1 protein-coding gene is annotated in these 22,338 nt (G+C 62.8%); it reads left to right on the top strand.

Annotation, left to right across the window (positions count from 1 at the left end; translation table 11 throughout):
• Nucleotides 1-165: 165 nt before the first annotated feature.
• Nucleotides 166-22,338: non-ribosomal peptide synthase/polyketide synthase (locus tag FEZ60_RS12905; protein WP_172936245.1), on the top strand; the 22,173-nt coding region annotated here is incomplete at its 3' end.

Below are 22,338 nucleotides of genomic sequence, written 5' to 3'. Positions count from 1 at the left end.
TCACTTCAAACTCGATATGTCTGGGTGTGGCTTTGTCATGCCTGCGGCCCATCGGAGATGATGGATCGTTCTGGCTCATTGAGGGTAGATGAGATCGGTACAAGTTGTGGCGGCGAGATGTGCGTCACAGCGTGTGCGTAATGGTGTGGAAGAGAGGCTGTGGGCGTGAAGTCGCTGGGAAACGGAAAACTGGAGAGCGGTAAGTCGGAGGTCGGCAGCTCGCCGGAAGAAGTTCAGCGATCTGGCGCATTCCCACTCTCGGCCGCACAGCTCGGTATGTGGTTCGCGCAGCACCTCGATCCCAGCGTCCCCGTCAACATCGCGCAGTACGTCGAACTTCGTGGCGCGTTGCAGCTGAACGTGCTCCGGGCGGCGTGCGCCGACGCCGGCCGCGAAATCGGTTCGGCCTTCGTTCGGATCATCGAAGTCGATGCACAGCCTTTCCAGATCATCGACGACACCCTTGACGACTCGGTCGGCTATGTCGACGTCCGCAGTGAGGCCGACCCCCACGACGCGGCAATGCGGTGGATGCGCGCAGACCGAAGCCGTCCCGTGGACATGCTCGAAGACCGGTTGATCTCGGCAACCATCCTGCGCCTCGAACAGGACCGCTACTACTGGTACACCCGGGTCCATCACACGATCCTCGACGGTTTCGGCGCGTCCACATTTGTCACTCGAGTCGCCGAGTTGTACTCGGCCCGCGTCGAAGGCCGTGAGCCCACGCCCAACGAGGCATCCGACCTGCGCGACGTGTACGAGGTCGACAACACCTACCGCAATTCCCATCGGTTCGACACCGACCGCACTTTCTGGGCCGAGAAGATCGCCGACCTCGACGAGATTTCGAGCCTGGCCGGTCGCAGCGCCCCGCCGACGCCGGTCAGCCGCATCAACAGTGCGGCGCTGTCCAACCATGTGGAAGCGTTGCTCGCGCGATTCCTCGAACGCGTCGAGAAGACGACGGTCGCCGGCACGGTGGTCGCAGCGTTTGCCGCGTACCTGGCCCAGATGACCGGAAGCGAGGACGTGTCGCTGTCGCTGCCCGTCTCGGGCCGCACCACGGCAGTGCTCCGCCGATCCGGCGGAATGGTGTCCAACGTGGTGCCATTGCGCTTGAGGATCACCTCGACGACAACCGTCCAGGAACTTCTCGACGCTGTTGGCAGTGAGATGTCGGGCGCCCTGCGCCATCAGCGATACCGGCACGAAGACATGGTCCGCGACGGTGACGGACCAGGTCAGGGCGGATTCTTCGGCCCGTGGATCAACATCATGATGTTCTCCACCGAACTTGCCTTCGGGCCACTGGTCGGTGAATTACACATCCTGTCAACGGGTTTGATCGAAGACCTCGGTGTCAACCTGTACCAGAGCGTCGGCGACACCCGGACGCACATCGACTTCGAGTCGAATCCCAACCTCTATTCGGCGTCGGTCGCCGAGCGTAACCACTCGCGCTTTGTCGAGTTCCTCGAAAAGTTCATCTCCGCCGAAACATCTCGCCGAGTGTGGGACCTGCCCATTGCGTCCGAAGAGGAGCGCAAGAAAGTCGCGCTCTGGAATCGCACCGGGTACCACGTACTTTCGCAGTCCATCACCGAGCCGTTCGAGCGTCAGGTCGATCGAACCCCGGACGCCACCGCGCTGATCTTCGAGGGGAGCTCACTCACCTACGCGGAGTTCGACGCGAAGGTCAACGGCCTCGCTCGCAAGCTCATCGACATGGGTGTTGGTCCGGAATCCCTTGTGGGATTGGCTATTCGGCGTTCCCTCGACCTCATGGTCGGACTGTATGCGATTGCAAAGGCCGGCGGCGCTTGGGTGCCGGTCGATCCAGACCATCCGGCAGATCGAACGGCGTACATCCTCGATTCCGCACGGCCGGTGTGTGTTCTGACCACCGCTCGGGATCAGGTGGACCTGCCGCTCGGAACCCGAGTTCTCGAAATCGACCAACTCGACGACGCGGAACTCGACACCAGTCCAGTCACGGATTCGGATCGGGTGTCGCCCCTGCGGTATTCGAATACGGCCTATGTCATCTACACGTCGGGTTCGACCGGTCGCCCGAAGGGCGTTGCGGTCACACATGCGGCGATCAACAACCAGCTCCAGTGGATGAACTCCGAGTACCACCTCGGCGCATCGGACGTATACCTGCAGAAGACAGCTACTACGTTCGACGTGTCTCTGTGGGGATTCTTCATGCCATTGCGGGTCGGTGCGACCCTCGTGGTCGCGACCCCCGACGGCCATCGTGACCCGATGTACGTGGCTGCCAAGATTGCCGAGCATCGTGTCACCGTCACGGACTTCGTCCCGTCGATGCTCACCTTGTTCACCGCGAATGCCCCTGCCGGGTCATGTGATTCACTGCGCCACGTCTTTGTCATCGGTGAGGCATTGCCGCCCGAGACGGCTACGGCCTTCCGTGAACTGTGCAGCGCGGATCTGCACAACCTGTACGGCCCCACCGAAGCTGCGGTCTCGGTAACCTACTACGAGGCGCGCAGGTCCGACACTACGTCGGTCCCGATCGGCTTGCCGCAGTGGAATACTCAGGCCTACGTCCTCGATTCGCACCTCCGCGCAACGCCGATCGGCCAGCCGGGCGAGCTGTACCTCGCCGGAGTGCAGTTGGCCCGCGGATACGTCGGTCGACCTGACCTCAGCTCCGATCGTTTTGTGGCAAACCCCTACGGTCCCGCCGGGGAACGGATGTACCGAACCGGCGACCTCGTGCGTCGACGTGACGACGGAAACCTCGACTACATCGGACGCACCGACTTCCAGGTGAAGTTCCGCGGCCAGCGCATCGAGCTCGGCGAGATCGAGACCGTGCTACTCGCGCATCCCGACGTCTCGCAGGCCGTCGTGTTGGTGGTGCAGACACCGACCGGCGACCAGTTGGTCGGCTACATCGTGCCGGGTCCTGGCCGTTCCGTTGATTCGGCTGCTTTGAGCGAATTTGCGGGTCGAAGCCTGCCTTCGTACATGGTTCCGGCTGCACTGATGGTCTTGGAAGCGTTGCCGCTCAACACCAGTGGCAAGCTTGATCGCGCAGCGCTCCCGGAACCTGTCTTCGCCAGCGCCAAGCAGTACCGGGAACCGCGCACCGATACCGAGCGAGTTGTCGCCGACGTCTTTGCCGACGTCCTCGGTGTGGAGCAAGTGGGTCTCGACGACGATTTCTTCGAGCTCGGTGGAAACTCCTTGGTGGCAACACAAGTGGTCACCAGAGTGGGCTCCGCGATGGGTGTCCAACTCGGTGTGCGCGAGCTCTTCGAATCGACCACAGTGGCGACGCTTGCCGCGCGGGCCGAATTGCTGGCGGGAAATGTTCGGCCGCTGGCGCCACTCGTCGCAAAGCCGCGTCCCGACGTCATTCCGGTGTCCTTGGCGCAGCAGCGAATGTGGTTCCTCAACAAGCTCGACCCGTCGACGCCGGTTTACAACCTTCCGTTCACGGTGCGATTGACCGGCGCTGTCGATCCCGCGGCCTTGCACGCCTCGGTGATGGATCTTCTCGAGCGGCACGAGTCGCTCCGCACGCTCTATCCCGACACCGACGGCACCGCGCAGCAGGTGATTCTGCCGATCGACCAGGTGTCCATCGATCTCACTCCGCGGCGAATCTCCAAGCGTGAGGTGCAGGCCGCCGCTGTCGAGATCGCCGGACGCGGATTCGACGTGGCAACCGAGATCCCGTTGCGCGTCACGTTGTTCGAGGTCACAGCCACCGATTTTGTCCTTGTCATGGTGTTGCACCACATCGCAGCAGACGGCTTGTCGTTCCGTCCGCTGGCCCGTGATCTCCTGGTCGCGTACTCCGCACGTAGCGAGCACACCGCACCGGCCTGGACGCCGCTGCCCGTGCAGTACGCGGATTATGCGCTCTGGCAACGCGCCGCCCTGGGATCCGAAGATGATCCTTCGTCGGAGTCTGCACGTCAGATCGCCTTCTGGCGTGAGTCACTCGCTGGGCTTCCCGACCAGCTGGATCTGCCGACCGACCGCCCCCGCCCGGCCGTTGCCTCCAATCGCGGTGCCAAGCACCACTTCCACATCAGTGAGCGCACGACGCGCAAATTGAACGCGTTGGCACGTTCGAAGAACGCGTCGCTCTTCATGGTCCTGCAAACGGCGTATGCGGCGCTGCTCAGCCGACTCAGCGGTACCTCGGATATTGCCGTCGGCGCTCCCGTCGGCGGTCGAAGCGACGAAGCGCTGAGCGATGTCATCGGTATGTTCGTGAATACCTTGGTGTTGCGGACCGAGGTAGACGCAGGCGAAACGTTCGAAGACTTGCTTGCCCGGGTGCGCGAGTCGGGACTGAGCGCCTACGGACACGCGGACGTGCCGTTCGAGCGTCTTGTCGAGGTCCTGAATCCGGCGCGGTCCCAGTCGCGTCATCCGTTGTTCCAGGTCGCGTTGACCGCCGAGATCAGTGGACGTCGCCAGTTGCAGTTCTCGGGGATCACTGCGGTCGCCACCGAACTGGAAGTTCCGGTCGCCAAGTTCGATCTCGAGCTGATGGTGTCGGAAAATCCTGAAGGAAGCGATGATTCAGATGTCCTGGACGCTACCTTCACCTATGCCACGGATCTGTTCGATGCATCGACCGTAGCTACGTTCGCCACTCGCTTCGTCCGGATTCTCGACGCGGTCACGGCTCGGCCGGCGACCACGGTCGGAGATCTCGAACTGCTCTCGCCGACTGAATTCGTCGACCTCACTTATGTCGCGTCCGACGACGCGATGCCGCGAGCGAGCCTGGCCGACATCCTCACTGCAGGTACGGCTGATCCGGAATCGGTCGCAGTGCGATTCGAGGGACGTTCGGTTACCTACCGTGAGCTCGACGAGCAGTCGTCACGGTTGGCCCGGGCGCTCATTGCACGTGATATCGGTCCGGAAACCACTGTTGCGCTGGCATTTCCACGGTCTTATGACATGGTTCGCGCGGTGTGGGCAGTGGCAAAGACCGGCGCCGCCTACGTTCCGGTAGATCCGAACTACCCGGACGACCGTGTTCGCCACATGCTGTCGGATTCCGCGGCACGAATCGGTTTGACGTCATCGGAGTTCCTGGGACAGCTGCCTGCCGCCACCGAATGGTGGGCACTGGACGATCCGTCCACCGTGAACCTCGTCGACGCCCAATCGGGTGCCACGGTCGTCGATTCCGAACGAACCACGCCGCTGCGCGACGAACATGTTGCGTACCTGATCTACACCTCCGGTTCTACCGGAAAGCCCAAGGGTGTCAGCGTTACCCACGGCGGGCTCCGTGGTGTTCGTGATGCCGCGCAGCGTCGGTACGGGGTCGACGAGGAGTCCCGGTTCCTGCACATCTGTTCACCGAGTTTCGATCCGTCGGTTCTCGAATGGATGGTGGCATTCTCCGCCGGCGCCACCCTTGTCATCGTTCCACCGGCGATCATCGGTGGCCCCGAACTGACCACACTGTTGCGCGACGAGCATGTCACCCACGCGATCATCACGCCCGCAGTGCTCGGCACGATGGACGCAGCCGAGCTGCCGGAGTTGGCCGTAGTCTCTGTCGGCGGCGACGTGACCACACCGGAACTGCTGGCAACGTGGGCACCGGGACGCGAGTACTTCAACGGTTACGGTCCTACCGAAACCACCATCATTTCGTCGTACGGGCACCTCACGGCAGGTCTGCCAATCGACATCGGCCGCCCCGTCGAGGGAATGTCGGCGCTTGTCCTCGATGAGCGACTTCACCCCGTCCCGGTCGGCACCAGGGGTGAACTCTATTTTGCGGGTGCGGCATTGGCCCGTGGGTACCACGATCGCTACGCGCTGACATCGGAGCGGTTTGTCGCCAACCCGTACTCGTCGGACGGCTCCCGGATGTACCGCACCGGCGACGTCGTGCGGTGGACCGGCACTTCTCGCGAGGGTGAGCAGGGCGTCCTGGAGTACATGGGCCGCAGCGACTTCCAGGTCAAGGTGCGTGGTTTCCGCATCGAACTCGGCGAGATCGACGCCGCGCTGACAGCACACGAGGACGTTCGTTTCGCCGTGACTCTGGGCCGTGAAGGCATCGCGGGAGTCATGGCCCTGGTCTCTTATGTCCAACTCGAAGGCGATGCGAGTTTCGACGCCGAACGCCTCGCGGGTTTTGTCGGTGAATCCCTGCCGAGTTACATGGTTCCGTCGGTCATCATGGCCTTGGACGAGGTTCCGCTGACTCCGGTCGGAAAGCTCGACCGGGACGCGCTGCCGGAGCCGGTGTTCGAGGTGCGTGAATTCCGCGCGCCCACAACGCCGGTCGAGGAAATCGTCGCACAGATCATTGCCGATGTTCTCGGGGTGGAACGAGTCGGACTCGATGACGACTTCTTTGCTCTCGGTGGCAACTCGCTCGTCGCCACGCAGGTCACCTCGCGCTTGGGCGCTGCACTCGACACCACGGTGCCGGTCCGCACATTGTTCGACGTGTCGAGCGTCGAGGCACTCGCCGCACGGGTGGAGACACACGCGGGCAGCGGTGGGCGCACCGCACTCGTCGCGCAGCCGCGTCCGAGCAGCATTCCGTTGTCGCTCGCCCAGCAGCGCATGTGGTTCCTCAACCGCTACGACACGGCGTCTGCGGCGTACAACATCACCTTCGCGCTTCACTTGAGTGGAAATCTCGACGTCGCCGCGATGGAAGCAGCGTTCGAGGACGTGCTGGCTCGGCACGAGGTTCTTCGCACGGTGTACCCGGATGCCGAATCCGGTCCGGTGCAGTCGATTCTCGACGTCGACAATGTGTTCCAGGGTCTCGATGTGGTGTCCGTCGACACCGGTGAACTCGACGACGCCATTGCCGCAGTCGGTTCGACAGCACTCGACATCACCGTTGACGTGCCGATCCGCGTGCGTCTGTTGACGTTGAGTGACACCGAGCACGTGCTGGCGATCATGGTTCACCACATTGCCGCAGACGGGTGGTCGATGGCGCCGCTGGGCCGCGACCTGATGATTGCGTACTCGGCTCGCAAGGACGGGATTGTTCCTCAGTGGCAACCGCTTTCGGTGCAGTACGCCGACTACGCGCTGTGGCAGCGTGCGGTCCTGGGTTCCGAAGACGACGCATCGTCACTGATGTCCCAGCAGATCTCGTTCTGGAGCGAGACGCTCGCGGGTCTGCCTGACCGGATCGAACTGCCCGCCGACCGGGCTCGACCCGATGTGGCGTCGATGCGCGGCGAACGATTCGCCTTCGACATCGCGCCCGAGTTGCATGTTCGCCTCGATTCACTTGCACGGGAGCACAATGCAACGCTGTTCATGGCGCTGCATGCCGCACTTGCGCTGCTGCTCGCCCGCCTGAGTGGGACATCGGACATCTCGGTGGGTACTCCGGTCGCCGGCCGCGGCGAGGCAGCGCTCGACGATCTGGTCGGCATGTTCGTCAACACTCTGGTCCTGCGCACCGAGGTCGACACGTCGGCTCCGTTCACGGAACTGCTTGCGGCGTCGAGCGATGCCGCGCTCAGCGCATTTGCCCATGCGGACGTCCCGTTCGAGCGGTTGGTCGACGTCCTGGCTCCCGCCAGGTCCCAGGCCAGGCATCCGCTCTTCCAGGTTGTTCTCTCGTTGCAGAATCTGGCGCAGACCGAGCTGGAACTTCCCGGCCTGGCAGTCAAGGCTGCCGAGATCGACACGACAACAGCGAAGTTCGATCTCGAACTGTCGGTATCCGAGTCCATCGGAGTGCACGGCGAACTGCAGGGAATAGCCGCGGAGTTCACCTACGCTGCCGATTTGTTCGACAGCGGCACCGTCGAGGGCTTTGCTCGCCGACTGGTGCGCATTCTGGAATCCGTGGTCGCTGCCCCCGCAGTCGCTGTGGGCGACATCAATATTCTCGAGTCTTCTGAGCGGCTCGAGCTGACCGATGTGCGCGGCGCACAGGGTATTTCGGGAACACTGGCCGGAATTCTCACCGATGCCGCAGCCGTGAACCCGGACGCGCAAGCTATCAGTTACGCCGGTGAAACGATCACCTACCGTGAGCTCGACGAGCGCTCGTCCCAGGTGGCTCGTGTCTTGATCGGCCGCGGTGTCGGCGCCGAAGATCGAGTGGCCATTGCCATTCCGCGATCGTCAGATTCCGTGCTCGCATTGTGGGCGGTAGCCAAGACCGGCGCCGCCTTCGTGCCCGTAGACCCCACTTATCCGGTTGATCGCATCACTCACATGGTCTCGGACTCGGGTGCCACAGTCGGTCTTACGACGGAAGAGTTCGTGTCAGCGCTTCCCGCCGGATCCAACTGGATCACGCTCGAAGACCCTGTCATGGCCGCGGAGTCCGGCGCACCGATTCGCGCCGAGGAGCTGCGGGGCGTCGTCCGCGCGGAAAACGCGGCATACGTCATCTACACCTCCGGTACCACCGGGCTGCCCAAGGGCGTTGTCGTCGACAACGCCGGAGTGGCGAATTTCTGTGCCGTACAGGTCGAACGTTACGAGTTGACCGCAGACGCACGGACCCTGCACTTCGCGTCCCCGAGCTTCGACGCGTCGGTGTTGGAACTGCTCATGGCATTTGGCGCCGCATCGACCATGGTGATCGCGCCGACCACCGTCTACGGCGGCGCCGAACTGGCAGAAATCCTGAACTCCGAGGCTGTGACGCACGCCTTCATCACGCCCGCCGCTTTGGCGTCGGTGGACCCGGCCGGCCTCGACGCCCTTCGCGTTGTTGTCGTCGGTGGCGAGGCAAGCCCGCGCGCTCTGGTCGCCAAGTGGGCCGTACCGCTGCCGGACGGCTCCGTACGCGGCTTCTTCAACGCATACGGTCCCACCGAATCCACAGTTGCCAGCAATATCAGTGACACGCTGACCGCATTCGACCGGATGAACATCGGTGGACCGGTTCGCGGAATGTCCGCTCGCATCCTCGACGACCGGATGCAGCCTGTCCCGGTCGGTGTTGCAGGAGAGCTCTACGTGTCGGGCATCCAGGTCGCCAGGGGATACCTGGGTCAGCCCGCTCTGACGGCAAGTCGATTTGTTGCCGACCCGTTCGGCGACGCCGGTGATCGGCTGTACCGCACCGGCGACGTCGTCCGCTGGATCGACGGCCGCGCAGTGGAGTACGTGGGCCGCAGCGACTTCCAGGTGAAGATTCGTGGATTCCGCATCGAGCTGGGCGAGATCGAAGCAGCACTGTCTCGTTGCGAGGGAGTTGCACAGGCTGTTGCAGTAGTCCACACCGACGAAGAATTCGGTGATCGACTTGTCGGTTACGTGGTTCCCGATGCCGGGGCTGCCATTGAACCTGCCACAGTGATCGATTCCGTCTCGAAATTCCTCACCGGGTACATGGTTCCCGACACAGTCCTGGTGCTCGATTCCATTCCGTTGACCACGGCAGGCAAGACCGACACCAAGGCGCTCCCGGCGCCGGCCTTCGCGGCCAAGGCGTATGTCGCGCCGGTCACCGCAGCTGAATCGATCGTGGCCCAGGTGTTCTCCGAGGTATTGGGTGTTTCGCCGGTCGGCCGTGACGACGACTTCTTCGACCTCGGCGGCAACTCTCTGATTGCAACTCGGGTTGCCGCAAGGCTGGGCGAGGCCCTCGAGACCACGGTACCGGTGCGGGCGCTGTTCGAGGCGTCGACCGTGCAAGCCCTTTCTGCTCGGCTCGAAGTCCATGCAGGCTCCGGCGCGGTTGCGCCGCTCGTTCCGCAGACCCGGCCGGAGCGGATCCCGTTGTCGCTTGCGCAGCAACGCATGTGGTTCCTGAACCGTCTCGAACCGGAATCCGCGGTCAACAACATTCCCGTCGCGATTCGTATCGCCGGCGATCTGGACGTGGTGGCGCTGAGCGCCGCTGTGCTCGATGTGATCGATCGGCACGAGGTATTGCGGACCGTCTATCCGGACATCGACGGCGTCGGATATCAGGAGATCCTGCCGATTGCCGACGTTGCACTCGACTTGGTACCCCAGCCGCTGACGGCTGCCGAATTGCCTACTGCCGTGACGACGTCCGCGATGGCGGGTTTCGATGTGAGCGCGGATATTCCGTTGCGGGCAGCGCTGTATCGCGTCGACGAGGCTGATTACGTACTGCTGTTCGTCGTTCACCACATCTCCACCGACGGCTTCTCCATGGGACCTCTCACCCGTGACGTCATGGTCGCTTACGAGGCACGCACTCGCGGCGGCGCTCCGTCGTGGGCACCGCTACCGGTCCAGTACGCGGACTACACGCTGTGGCAGCGCGACGTACTCGGTTCCGAAGGCGATCCGCAGTCGACGATGGCACGCCAGATCGGATTCTGGACCGCTACGCTCGCCGATGCTCCGGTACAGCTCGAACTACCCACGGATCGTCCACGACCGGCGCAGGCTTCGGGTCGAGGACATGCGTATACCTTCGACATCGACGCGGCGACTCATCGTGGAATGTCCGAGCTGGGCCGTGCAAACGGCGCATCGTTGTTCATGGTCGTGCACGCGGTATTCGCGTCGCTGTTCGCTCGATTGGCCGCTACGGACGACGTGACGATCGGTACTCCGGTCGCCGGTCGCGGAGACGCCGCGCTCGACGATGTTGTCGGTATGTTCGTCAACACCCTCGTGCTTCGCACCGAGGTCCGTTCCGGCGTTACATTCGAGGACTTCCTGACCCAGGTACGCGGCACCGATCTGGCCGCATTCGCGCATGCGGATGTGCCGTTCGAGCGGTTGGTCGAGGTGCTCGATCCGGAGCGGTCGAGGTCACGTAATCCGTTGTTCCAGGTGATGTTGGCTTTCCAGAACTTGGATCGTGTCGACTTCACGCTGGGCGGGCTCGAGGTCACGACCTTCGAACCGGAGTCGGAGAGCGCAAAATTCGACCTGTCGATTACGGTCACCGAACGGGTCGGCGCCACGAATGGCGATGCCGGGCTGCACGTGCAGATGGTCTACGCGACTGACCTGTTCGATGAAGCCACGATGGCCGCTATGGCGACGCAGTTCGTTGCGTTGGCACAGGCATTCGTTGCCGATCCGAGTCTGGTGCCGAGCGATGTCGACATTGTCGACGACGTGGAACGCAGCGTGCTGTCAGGTGTATCGGCCGGGATGACAGTGCCGACGGACAACAAGACCTTGGTCGATGTACTCGATCGGGGAGTGGCGGGTTCATCGACTGACCTTGCAGTAGTCAGCGGCGATCTCGCTCTCACCTACGCTGAATTCGATGCACACGTAAACCGTTTGGCGCGTCAACTGATCGATGTCGGCGTCGGCCCCGATTCGCGAGTCGCGCTCGTGATGCGCCGCTCGGTCCATCAGGTGATCGGCGTGTACGCGGTGCTCCGTGCCGGTGCGGCATATGTTCCCGTTGATCCCGAGCAGCCAGCCGAGCGCAATCAGTACATCGTGGCGTCGGCAGCGCCGGTCTGCGTGCTGACCACGGATTCCGAACGCGGTGACGTCCCCGCCGGGTGGCCGGTACTCGGTATCGACACCCTTGACCTGCAGAGTTACTCGCCGGCGCAGATCAGTGACGACGAGCGCCGTGCCCCGCTGCGCCTGGACAACATGGCATACGTGCTGTTCACGTCCGGATCGACGGGGCGTCCGAAGGGCGTCGGAGTCACACAGGCGGCCGTTGTCAACCAGTTGTCGTGGATGCAGGCCACTTACGGCCTTACTCCTTCAGACGTTGTGCTGTACAAGACACCCGCGACTTTCGACGCTTCGGTGTGGGAGCTGTTCTGGCCCTTGATGGTCGGTGCTCGAATGGTGATTGCGGAGGCCGGCGGTCACCGTGATCCCGCATACCTGAGCGGTATCATTGCAGGTGAATCGGTGACGGTGGCTCAGTTCGTGCCATCGGTGCTTGCAGCAATGGCCGACGAGTTCGAGACTGCGGCGCCCACTTCCTTGCGTGCGACGTTTGCGGGCGGCGAGCAGTTGAACAGCGCTCTCGCGGCCCGCTTCCGCGCGCTGACCGGTAGTGATCTCCACAACCTGTACGGACCGACCGAAACGACGATCCAGGTCACGAGCCATCGCAGTTCGGATCTCGACGGCGATGTTGTGCCCCTCGGTGGCCCGGCTTGGAACACCGGATTGTGGGTGCTCGACTCCAGAATGCTTCAAGTACCACTCGGTGTTACCGGTGAGTTGTACGTATCCGGCTCTCAGTTGGCCCGGGGATACTTCGGTGACGTCGTTCGCACTGCGGAGCGCTTTGTTGCGCATCCGTTCTCGGAAGCCGGCGAGCGCCTGTACCGGACCGGTGACCTCGTCCGCTGGACGCGCTCGGGTTCACTCGAATTTGTCGGACGTTCCGACTTCCAGGTGAAATTGCGTGGCCAGAGAATCGAACTCGGTGAGATCGAAACACTGCTCGCGGCACAAGACGTTGTGTCCCTGGCTGCGGTCGCGGTCATCGAGGACACGCTGGTCGCGTATGTGGAGCCGGCCAGCGGTGCCGTGATCGATGAGACGGAACTGCGCCGGCGCCTCGCCGACTCTTTGCCCGGCTACATGGTTCCGGCAGTCTTCATGGTGCTGGGCGCCCTGCCGCTCAACGCCAACGGCAAGGTGGATCGGCGAGCATTGCCGGTGCCCGCGTTCGAGGCAGCAGTGTTCCGGGCTCCGGTCAGTTCTGTGGAACAGGCTGTGGCGCAGGTATTCTCCGATGTTCTAGGAATCGAACAGGTCGGCCTGGATGACGATTTCTTTGCGCTCGGCGGTAACTCGCTGATCGCGACACGGGTGATGTCTCGTCTGGGGCAGGCGCTCGAAACCAAGATTCCGGTCCGGGTGCTGTTCGACGCGTCGACGGTGGAAGAACTTGCTGCGCGCATCGAAGCACACGTCGGTGGCGACGGCACACGAGCATTGACCGCGCAGGTGCGTCCGGCGCAGGTGCCGTTGTCGCTGGCGCAGCAGCGTATGTGGTTCCTCAACCGCTTCGATACCGCGTCGGCCGTCAACAACATTCCTGTTGCAGTGCGTCTCACCGGCAACCTGGATTCAGGTGCGCTTCACTCGGCGATTACCGATGTCATTGCGCGTCATGAGGTTCTGCGTACGCTGTATCCGGAAACCGACGGTGTCGGCTACCAGGAGATCCTCTCGCCGGAGGATGCCTCGATCGAATTCGAGACCGTACGCATTGCCGAGGGCGACCTTCAAGCGGAGCTCTATGCATTCTTCGTCGAGGGATTCGACGTCACTGTCGAGGTTCCGTTGCGGGCCAGGCTCTTCCAGCTCGCCGACAACGAATTCGTGTTGTCCTTCGTGGTGCATCACATCTCCACCGACGGTTTCTCGATGGGCCCGTTGACCCGCGATGTGATGACCGCGTACTACGCGCGCTCACAGGGACAGACCCCGACGTGGGCTCCGCTGCCGGTGCAGTACGCCGACTACGCGTTGTGGCAGCGCGAGGTCCTCGGCTCCGAGGACGAGCCGACGTCCGTCATCGCGCAGCAGATCAACTATTGGTCCGACGCCCTGGCTGATCTGCCCGAGCAATTGGACCTGCCGAGTGATCGCACCCGCCCCGAGATCGCAACGGGACAAGGAGCGAACCACGCCTTTGTAATCGACCCGCAGTTGTGGGCCGATGTGGAAGCAACAGGTCAGGCGGCGGGCGCAACTCCGTTCATGGTCGTCCACTCGGCACTGGCCGTGCTACTGGCACGGTTGTCCGCGACAACCGACATCGCAATCGGCGCTCCTGTCGCAGGTCGCGGTGAAGCGCAGCTCGACGATCTGATCGGCATGTTCGTCAACACTTTGGTGCTGCGCACCGAGGTTGATCCGTCGATGTCGTTCGCGGATCTGTTGGCTTCTGCGCGTGAGGTTGATCTGCAGGCGTTTGCGCATGCCGATGTTCCGTTCGAGCGGATCGTCGAAGCGCTCGATCCGGTGCGCTCGCAGGCACACCACCCGCTGTTCCAGGTGGCATTGACCTTCCAGAACCTTGGCGAGAGTGCTCTCGAACTGCCCGGACTCACCGCCGCTGCTGTGGAATTCGACGCAGCACTGGCCAAGTTCGATCTGCAGTTCACTCTTGAAGACGCTGCTGACGCCGGTATGTCCGGCACCCTGACTTACGCGACGGACCTGTTCGACGCGTCGACAGCGGCCGAGTTCGCTGATCGATTCGTGTCCGTCCTCCGTGGCGTTGTCGCGGACCCGACTGCCGCCGTGGGCGACGTGGATGTTCTGACTTCAGGTGAGTTGGATCGTGTTCTGGCGTGGAGTGACAATGGTATCGACAGCGGTGTGGAGTCGACGTTGCCGGCGTGGTTCGATCGTGCTGCTGCGGAGTTCGGTGATCGGATCGCGGTGCGGTTCGGTGATGAGTCGTTGACGTATGCGGAGCTGTCGGTTCGGTCGAATCGGTTGGCGCGCAGGTTGATTGCGTTGGGCTGTGGTCCGGAGACGTTGGTGGCGGTGGCGTTGCCGCGGTCGGCTGATCTTGTGGTGGCGTTGTTGGCGGTAGTGCAGTCCGGTGCGGGGTATCTGCCGGTGGATCCGTCGTATCCGAGTGACCGTATCGAGTTCATGCTCGCCGATGCTGCTCCGGTGTGCGCGATTTCGTGGTCCGGGCGTGAGTTGGTGTTGCCTGCTGGTCTGCCGGTGGTCGATATCGACGCGGTGGATCTGACCGAGTTCGATGGTTCGGTGGTGGCGGATGCTGATCGTGTGTCGCCGTTGCGTATCTCGAATGTTGCGTATGTGATTTACACGTCGGGTTCGACGGGTCGCCCGAAGGGTGTGCAGGTTCCGCACATCACGGTGGCGAAGTTGTTTGCGAATACCGAGAGTGTGTACGGGTTCGACGAGTCGGATGTGTGGACGATGTTCCACAGTTATGCGTTCGACTTCTCGGTGTGGGAGTTGTGGGGTCCGTTGCTCTACGGCGGCACGTTGGTGGTTGTGGATTATGTGACGTCGCGGTCGCCGGAGCAGTTCCTGGAGTTGCTTGCTGCTGAGCGGGTGACGGTGCTCAATCAGACGCCGTCGGCGTTCTATCAGTTAGCCGAGGCTGACCGGTTGGCGTCGGAATCCGGACAGGCCGCCGAGTTGTCGTTGCGGTGGGTTGTTTTCGGTGGCGAGGCGCTCGAGCTTCGACGCTTGTCGGACTGGTACGGCCGCCGCGGTGACAGCGCGCCGACGTTGGTGAACATGTACGGCATCACGGAGACGACGGTGCATGTGAGCCATCGCGTGCTGGACGCTGCGATGGCGGCGGATGCGTCGGCGAGTGTGGTGGGTCAGGCTATTTCGGGTCTGCAGGTGTTTGTGCTGGATACGCGTTTGGCTCCGGTGCCCGTCGGTGTTGCGGGTGAGATGTATGTCTCGGGTGTGCAGTTGGCTCGCGGTTATCTGGGTCAGCAGGGGTTGACGTCGACTCGGTTTGTGGCGAGTCCTTTTGCTGCTGGTGAGGTGTTGTACCGCACGGGTGACGTGGCTTCGTGGAACAGCGCTGGTGATCTGGAGTATCTGGGTCGCGCTGATGATCAGGTGAAGATCCGTGGTTTCCGGATCGAGATCGGTGAGATCGAGTCTGCGGTGTTGGCGGCTGTGTCGGTGGCGCAGACGGCGGTGGTTGTTCGTGAGGATTCTCCGGGTGATCAGCGGTTGGTGGCGTATGTGGTTCCGGCTGCGGGTGTGAGCGTTTCGGTCGACGATCTTCGGGTGTCGGTGGGTTCGTTGTTGCCGGAGTACATGGTGCCGTCGGCGTTTGTGGTGTTGGATGCGATTCCGTTGACGGTGAACGGGAAGTTGGATCGTCGGGCGTTGCCGGCTCCGTCGTTGCAGGTTGCGGTGTTCCGGGCTCCGACGTCGGTGGTGGAAGAGGTTGTGGCGCAGACGTTTGCGGACGTTCTGGGCATTGCGCGTGTCGGTTTGGATGACGATTTCTTTGCGCTCGGCGGTAATTCGCTGATCGCGACGCAGGTGACGTCGCGGTTGGGTCAGGCGCTGGATGCTGCGGTGTCGGTGCGGGAGTTGTTCGAGGCGTCGACGGTGGAGGGTTTGGCCGCTCGCCTCGGTTCTCATGTCGGTGGTGGTTCGCGTGCGGCGCTGACTGCGCAGGATCGTCCGGCGCAGGTACCGCTGTCGTTTGCGCAGCAGCGCATGTGGTTCTTGAATCAATTGGACCGCGAGTCGGCAGCCAACAACATTCCGATGGCGATCACGCTTACCGGCGAGTTGGATGAGGCGGCGTTGTACGACGCTGTCATGGACGTAGTGAAGCGTCACGAGGTCCTGCGCACGGTCTACCCCGAGGTCGACGGAATCGGCTACCAACGGATCCTGCCCGCGGCGGCAGTTCCGGTGAATCTGGCTCCCGTTCAACTCGAAGCATCCGACATCGTCGCGGCGGTGACGGAGTTCGTCTCATCAGGTTTTGACGTCACGGCTGAGGTTCCGTTGCGGGCCAAGCTCTTCCAGCTTGCCGAGGACTCGTTTGTACTGGCGATAGTGATTCACCACATCTCCACCGACGGTTTCTCGATGGGCCCGTTGATCCGCGACGTGATGACCGCGTACTACGCCCGCTCACAGGGTCAGACCCCGACGTGGGCGCCGTTGCCGGTGCAGTATGCCGACTACGCGTTGTGGCAGCGTGGTGTTCTCGGTTCCGAGAGTGACGCGGAATCCGTACTCGCAGAGCAGATCGGCTACTGGGCTAAGGCTCTCGACGGAGTTCCAGACCAGATCACCTTGCCCAGTGACCGCGCGCGTCCAGCCGTGTTCACCGGCCGGGGAGCCACCTACAGCTTCCCGATTTCCGCGGATGTTCACCGCGGACTGGCCGCTGTGGGTCGCGAGCACCAGGCATCGCTGTTCATGGTGATGCACTCGGCGTTGGCAACACTTCTTGCCCGGTTGTCCGGCACCACCGACATCGCAGTCGGTACCCCGGTGGCCGGTCGCGGCGAAGCCGAACTCGACGAACTGATCGGCATGTTCGTCAACACGCTCGTGCTGCGCACCGAGGTCGATCCGGGGATGCGTTTCCTCGATCTGCTTACGTCGGCGCGTGAGAGTGATCTCGCGGCTTTCGCTCACGCAGACGTGCCGTTCGAGCGACTGGTCGAGGTTCTCGATCCGGTGCGTTCGCAAGCGCACAACCCGTTGTTCCAGGTTGCCTTGGCATTCCAGAACCTGGGGCAGAATCACCTGACGCTGCCAGGACTCGATATCACCGAATTCGATATCGCGGAAACCGTAGCGAAGTTCGACCTTCAGTTGACCCTGGTGGAAGCTGCCGATGGTCACGGAATGACTGCGACCTTCACGTATGCGACGGATCTCTTCGACGAGGGGACAGTTGTCTCCTTCGCCGAGCGGTTGACTCGGATTGTCGAAGCCGTCGCCGTGGATGCGACGCAGGCTGTCGGCGACATCAACATCCTCGAAGCGCCTGAGCGCATCGAATTGACCAGTCGCCGAGCGTCCTCGGGCATCGAACCCAAGCCGTTGGCCGACATCCTGGCCGAGACCGCGTTGCGATACCCGTCCAACGAGGCTCTTCGCTATCAGGATCGGTCGATGACCTACTCCGAGGTCGACGAGTGGTCGTCGCGCCTCGCCCGCGTCCTGATCGCTCACGGTCTGGGCGCCGAAGACCTGGTCGCAGTGTCGATTCCGCGTTCCATCGAATCGGTCCTGCTGGTGTGGGCGGTATCCAAGACAGGTGCCGCGGTTGTTCCCATCGATCCGCACTACCCGGCCGACCGCATCGCGCATATGGTTTCCGACTCGGGCGTCTCGGTCGGTCTGACTCTCGAAGCTGAACTCGCAGGGCTTACCGACACCGTCGAGTGGCTCGCGATCGACAGTGCTGCTTGCGCGGAACTGATGGCAGCGCAGGATAGTTCACCGATTCGCGAAGGCGAACGTGTGCGCCCCGTCCTTCCGGCGCATCCGGCCTGGGTGATCTACACGTCGGGCACAACAGGCTTGCCCAAGGGTGTTGTTGCTACGGGAGCAGGCCTCGCGAGCTTCAGTGCAACGCAGGCACAGCACTACCTGGTGACGCCGAACTCCCGCACGCTGCACTTCGCGTCGCCGAGTTTCGACGCGTCGATGCTCGAACTGTTCCTGGCTGTCGCGACAGGCGCTGCCATGGTGATCGTCCCGACGTCGATCTTCGGCGGCGACGAATTGACTGCGCTGTTCCAGTCCGAACGCGTCACACACGCCTTCATCACGCCCGCGGCGTTGGCTTCCATGGATCCGTCGGGCCTGAACGATCTCGAGGTGGTTGGTGTCGGCGGCGAGGCGTACTCGCCGGAGTTGATGGCCAAGTGGGCGGATCAGCCGAACCGTCGACGCACATTCCTCAATGTCTACGGCCCCACCGAGACCACTATCGTCACCAATGTCAGTGTGCCGCTGATGCCGGGCGACCGGATGACCATCGGTGAAACCATCGGCGACATGGCCGCGTTTGTTCTCGACACGCGTCTGCAGCCCGTTCCGGTTGGTGTTGCCGGTGAGCTGTACCTGTCGGGCCCTCAGGTCACCCGCGGCTATCATCGCCGGCCGGGATTGAGTGCGGATCGGTTTGTTGCCAACCCGCACGGCCTGCCTGGTGAGCGCATGTACCGCACCGGTGACGTTGTGCGTTGGACTGACCAATATCAGGTTGAGTATGTGGGCCGCAACGACTTCCAGGTGAAGATCCGTGGCTTCCGTATCGAGCTCGGTGAGATCGACGCCGCCCTTACGGCACATTCGGACGTCGAGTTCGCTGCGACGATGGGCACCACGCTGGCGTCCGGTGCTCCGGCACTGGTGTCGTACGTGTTTGTCGGCAAGGAATCTGCTGTCAGCTCGGCGGATCTGAGTGAGTTCGTCTCACGCACCCTGCCGGCGCACATGGTGCCTGCGTCGATCATGGTTCTGACCGACATGCCGCTGACCCCGGCCGGCAAGCTGGATCGAAAGGCTTTGCCGGAGCCGGTATTCGAGGTCAAGGAGTTCCGTGCTCCCACCACCGAGATGGAACGCATCCTCAGCGAGGTCTTTGCCGACGTTCTCGGCCTCGATCAGATCGGTACCGACGATTCGTTCTTCGCTCAGGGCGGAGACTCGATCATGTCGATCCAACTGGTATCCCGGGCCAAGGCCCGCGGTGTTCTCTTCACGCCCAAGGACGTGTTCGAGAACAAGACGGTGGCAGAGTTGGCAGAGGTTGCCGTCTTCGGCTCCGACGCCGACGCGATCACTGTTCTCGCCGAGATCGAAGGCGGCGGCATCGGTTGGATGCCGCTCACTCCGATCAAGCGCTTCATGTTCGAACGGCCCGGCAGCTACCAGCGTTTCAACCAGCTGTTGACGTTGGAATTGCCGCTGGGAATCGACAGGACCGGTGTTGTCGAAACGTTGACTGCGGTCATCGATCACCACGACATGTTCCGTTCGCGTCTGGTCGATGATCAGCGTGGTCCGGGCATGGCTGTGTCCGCGCCCGGAACCGTCGACGTGGATTCTTTGGTGCGCCGGGTGCAGGTGGACCCCGCGATTGCGGATACAGAGCTGACGGCCATCGCGTCGGGCGCTCTCGACGACGCTCTCGGCCGGTTGGATCCGGCCGCCGGTGTCATGGCTCAGTTCGTGTGGATCGACTTCGGCGATACACGCACCGGCCGATTGATCGTGGCTGCGCATCACCTGATCGTCGACGGCGTCTCCTGGCGAATCATCGTGCCGGACTTGATTTCCGCGTGGGCCCAGCGCAGTGGCGGAAGTGTGCCCGTGCTCGAACCGACGGGCACGTCCATGCGTACCTGGGCGCACTCGCTGGCTGCGGAATCACGATCCGACAAGCGACTGGCAGAACTGCCACGTTGGCGTAAGACGCTGTCGACTCCGGACCCCATTCTCGGTTCGCGTGCGTTCGACCCCTCCGTCGACGTTGCGGCAACAGTCGAGCGTGTGCGCGTGGAGGTGCCCACAGACGTCACCGAGACGCTGCTGACCACCCTGCCCGAGATGTTCCGCGGCGGAGCCAACGACGGTTTGCTGGCCGGACTTGCTTTGGCACTGGTGCGCTGGCGGCGTGACCGGGGCATCGACACCGAAGCGGCACTGCTCCAGCTCGAGGGCCACGGCCGCGAAGAGGGCGTCGTCCCGGGTGCCGATCTTTCGCGCACCGTCGGCTGGTTCACGGCGGCCTTCCCCGTCGCCCTCGACCTTGCCGGTATCGACATCGACGACGCCTTCGGCGCCGGAGTTGCTGCGGGAGCGGCGATCAAGGCAGTCAAGGAGCAGTTGCTCGCCGCTCCCGACAAGGGTGTCGGCTATGGACTGCTGCGGTACGTCAACGACGACACCCGCACCGAGCTGTCGAAGCTGAGCAGCGGGCAGGTCAGCTTCAACTACCTGGGCCGCATTGTGGCGGAGGATATTCCGGCTGCAGCGCAAGGCCTCGGATGGATTCCGGCACGCGACTTCTCCGATGTCGCTGCGCCGGAAGACCCGGACATGCCGGCCAACAAGGTTGTCGACATCAATGCCATCGTCAACGACGGCCCTGACGGCGCGGTGCTCGAAGCATCGTTTGCCTTCCCGAACGGATTGCTGAGCGCCACCGAGGTGCAAGCCCTGGCCGACCTGTGGGTCGGAGCACTCACAGCGCTGGCGCAGCACGCACAGGCCGTCGGCGCAGGCGGACTCACGCCGTCGGACGTGCCGCTGGTAACGCTGACCCAGCAGGATCTCGACGGGTTCGAGCAGCGTTTCCCGGCGGTGCAGGACGTCTGGCCGCTGGCTCCGCTGCAGTCGGGTCTGCTGTTCCACGCTGTCATGGCCGAGTCGACCGTCGACCTGTACTCCGTGCAGATGGTTCTCTCGCTGTCCGGCCGCGTCGACGCGGATCGCCTCCACGCCGCAGCACAGGCCATTATCGATCGTCACCCGAACCTGCGCACCGCATTTGTGGTCGACGGAACGGGTACGCCGGTCCAGGTAGTTCTCGGTGACATCGACGTGCCGTGGCGCGAACTGGATCTCACCACAATCGCTGACAGCGAAGAACGACGCCGCGAGTTGGATCGGATTCTTGCCGAGGACCAGGCCACGCACTTCGACATGTCGAACCCGCCGTTGATCAAGTTCACGCTGATCAAGATCGCGGCGAGCGAATACCGCCTTGTTGTGGCAAACCACCACATCATCCTCGACGGCTGGTCCATGCCGCTGCTGCTCCAGACGCTCCTCGGCCACTACGCCATGCGTGGGAACATTCCCGCTCAGACGCGGTCACTGAGCTACCGGAACTACCTCGCGTGGCTGGTCCAGCAGGATCGCAGTGTGTCCATGGATGCCTGGGCGAAAGCGCTGGGCGGCGTCGAAGAGCCGACGTTGCTGGCTCCCACCGTCGTTGGTCAGGAATTCAGTGCGCTGTCGCAGAAGTTGCAGATCTCGCTCAGCGAATCGGTGACCGCGACATTGACCGGTTTGGCATCGAGGACCGGCGTTACCGCCAACACGATCGTCCAGGCTGCCTGGGCAATTCTGCTGGGACGCATGACCGGTCGCCAGGACATCGTCTTCGGTGCCACGGTCTCCGGCCGTCCGCCACAACTCGACAGCGTCGAGAAGATGGTGGGCCTGTTCATCAACACGCTGCCCGTGCGTGTCCAACTGGATCTGGCCGAGTCCGTCGAGGCATTGCTCTCCCGGGTTCAGATCGAACAGGCGGGATTGCTCGATCACCATTACCTCGGCCTGACCGACGTGCAGAGCGCCGCGGGCGTCGGCGGACTCTTCGACACTCTGGTGATCTTCGAGTCCTACCCGGTCGACCGTGACGGTCTTGCAGCGCAAGCAGAGTTCTTGGACGGCATGGTGATCGACGACGTCGCCTCCGACGATTCCACGAACTACCCGCTCACCCTGCTGATCGGTCTCGACGACCAACTGCACTTGACGCTTCGTTACCTACCCGACTTCTTCGACGAGTCGTACGCGCAGGCCCTGCTGGGTCGCCTCGAGACTCTGCTGACAGAAATCGGTGAAACTCCGTCTACTGCAGTCGGTGACATCGAGATCATGACCGCGCCTGAGCGTGCTTTGGTGCTCGAAACCTGGAACGACACGTCTCGTCCGGTTGTGGGTGGGTTGTTGTTGGATGGTTTTGATTCTGTGGTGGGGGTTTCTTCGGGTTCGCGGGCGGTGGTGTGTGGGGATGTGGTGCTTTCGTATGGGGAGTTCGATGAGCGGGTTAATAGGTTTGCGCGTTATTTGATTGGTTTGGGTGTTGGGCCGGAGTCGTTGGTGGGGTTGGCTGTTCGGCGGTCGGTTGATTTGTTGGTTGGTTTGTATGCG

Origin of the sequence: Rhodococcus sp. MS16 (assembly GCF_013277795.1) — a bacterium.
Classification (GTDB): Bacteria; Actinomycetota; Actinomycetes; order Mycobacteriales; family Mycobacteriaceae; genus Rhodococcus_F; species Rhodococcus_F globerula.
This window is presented reverse-complemented; position numbering and strand designations above follow the sequence as displayed.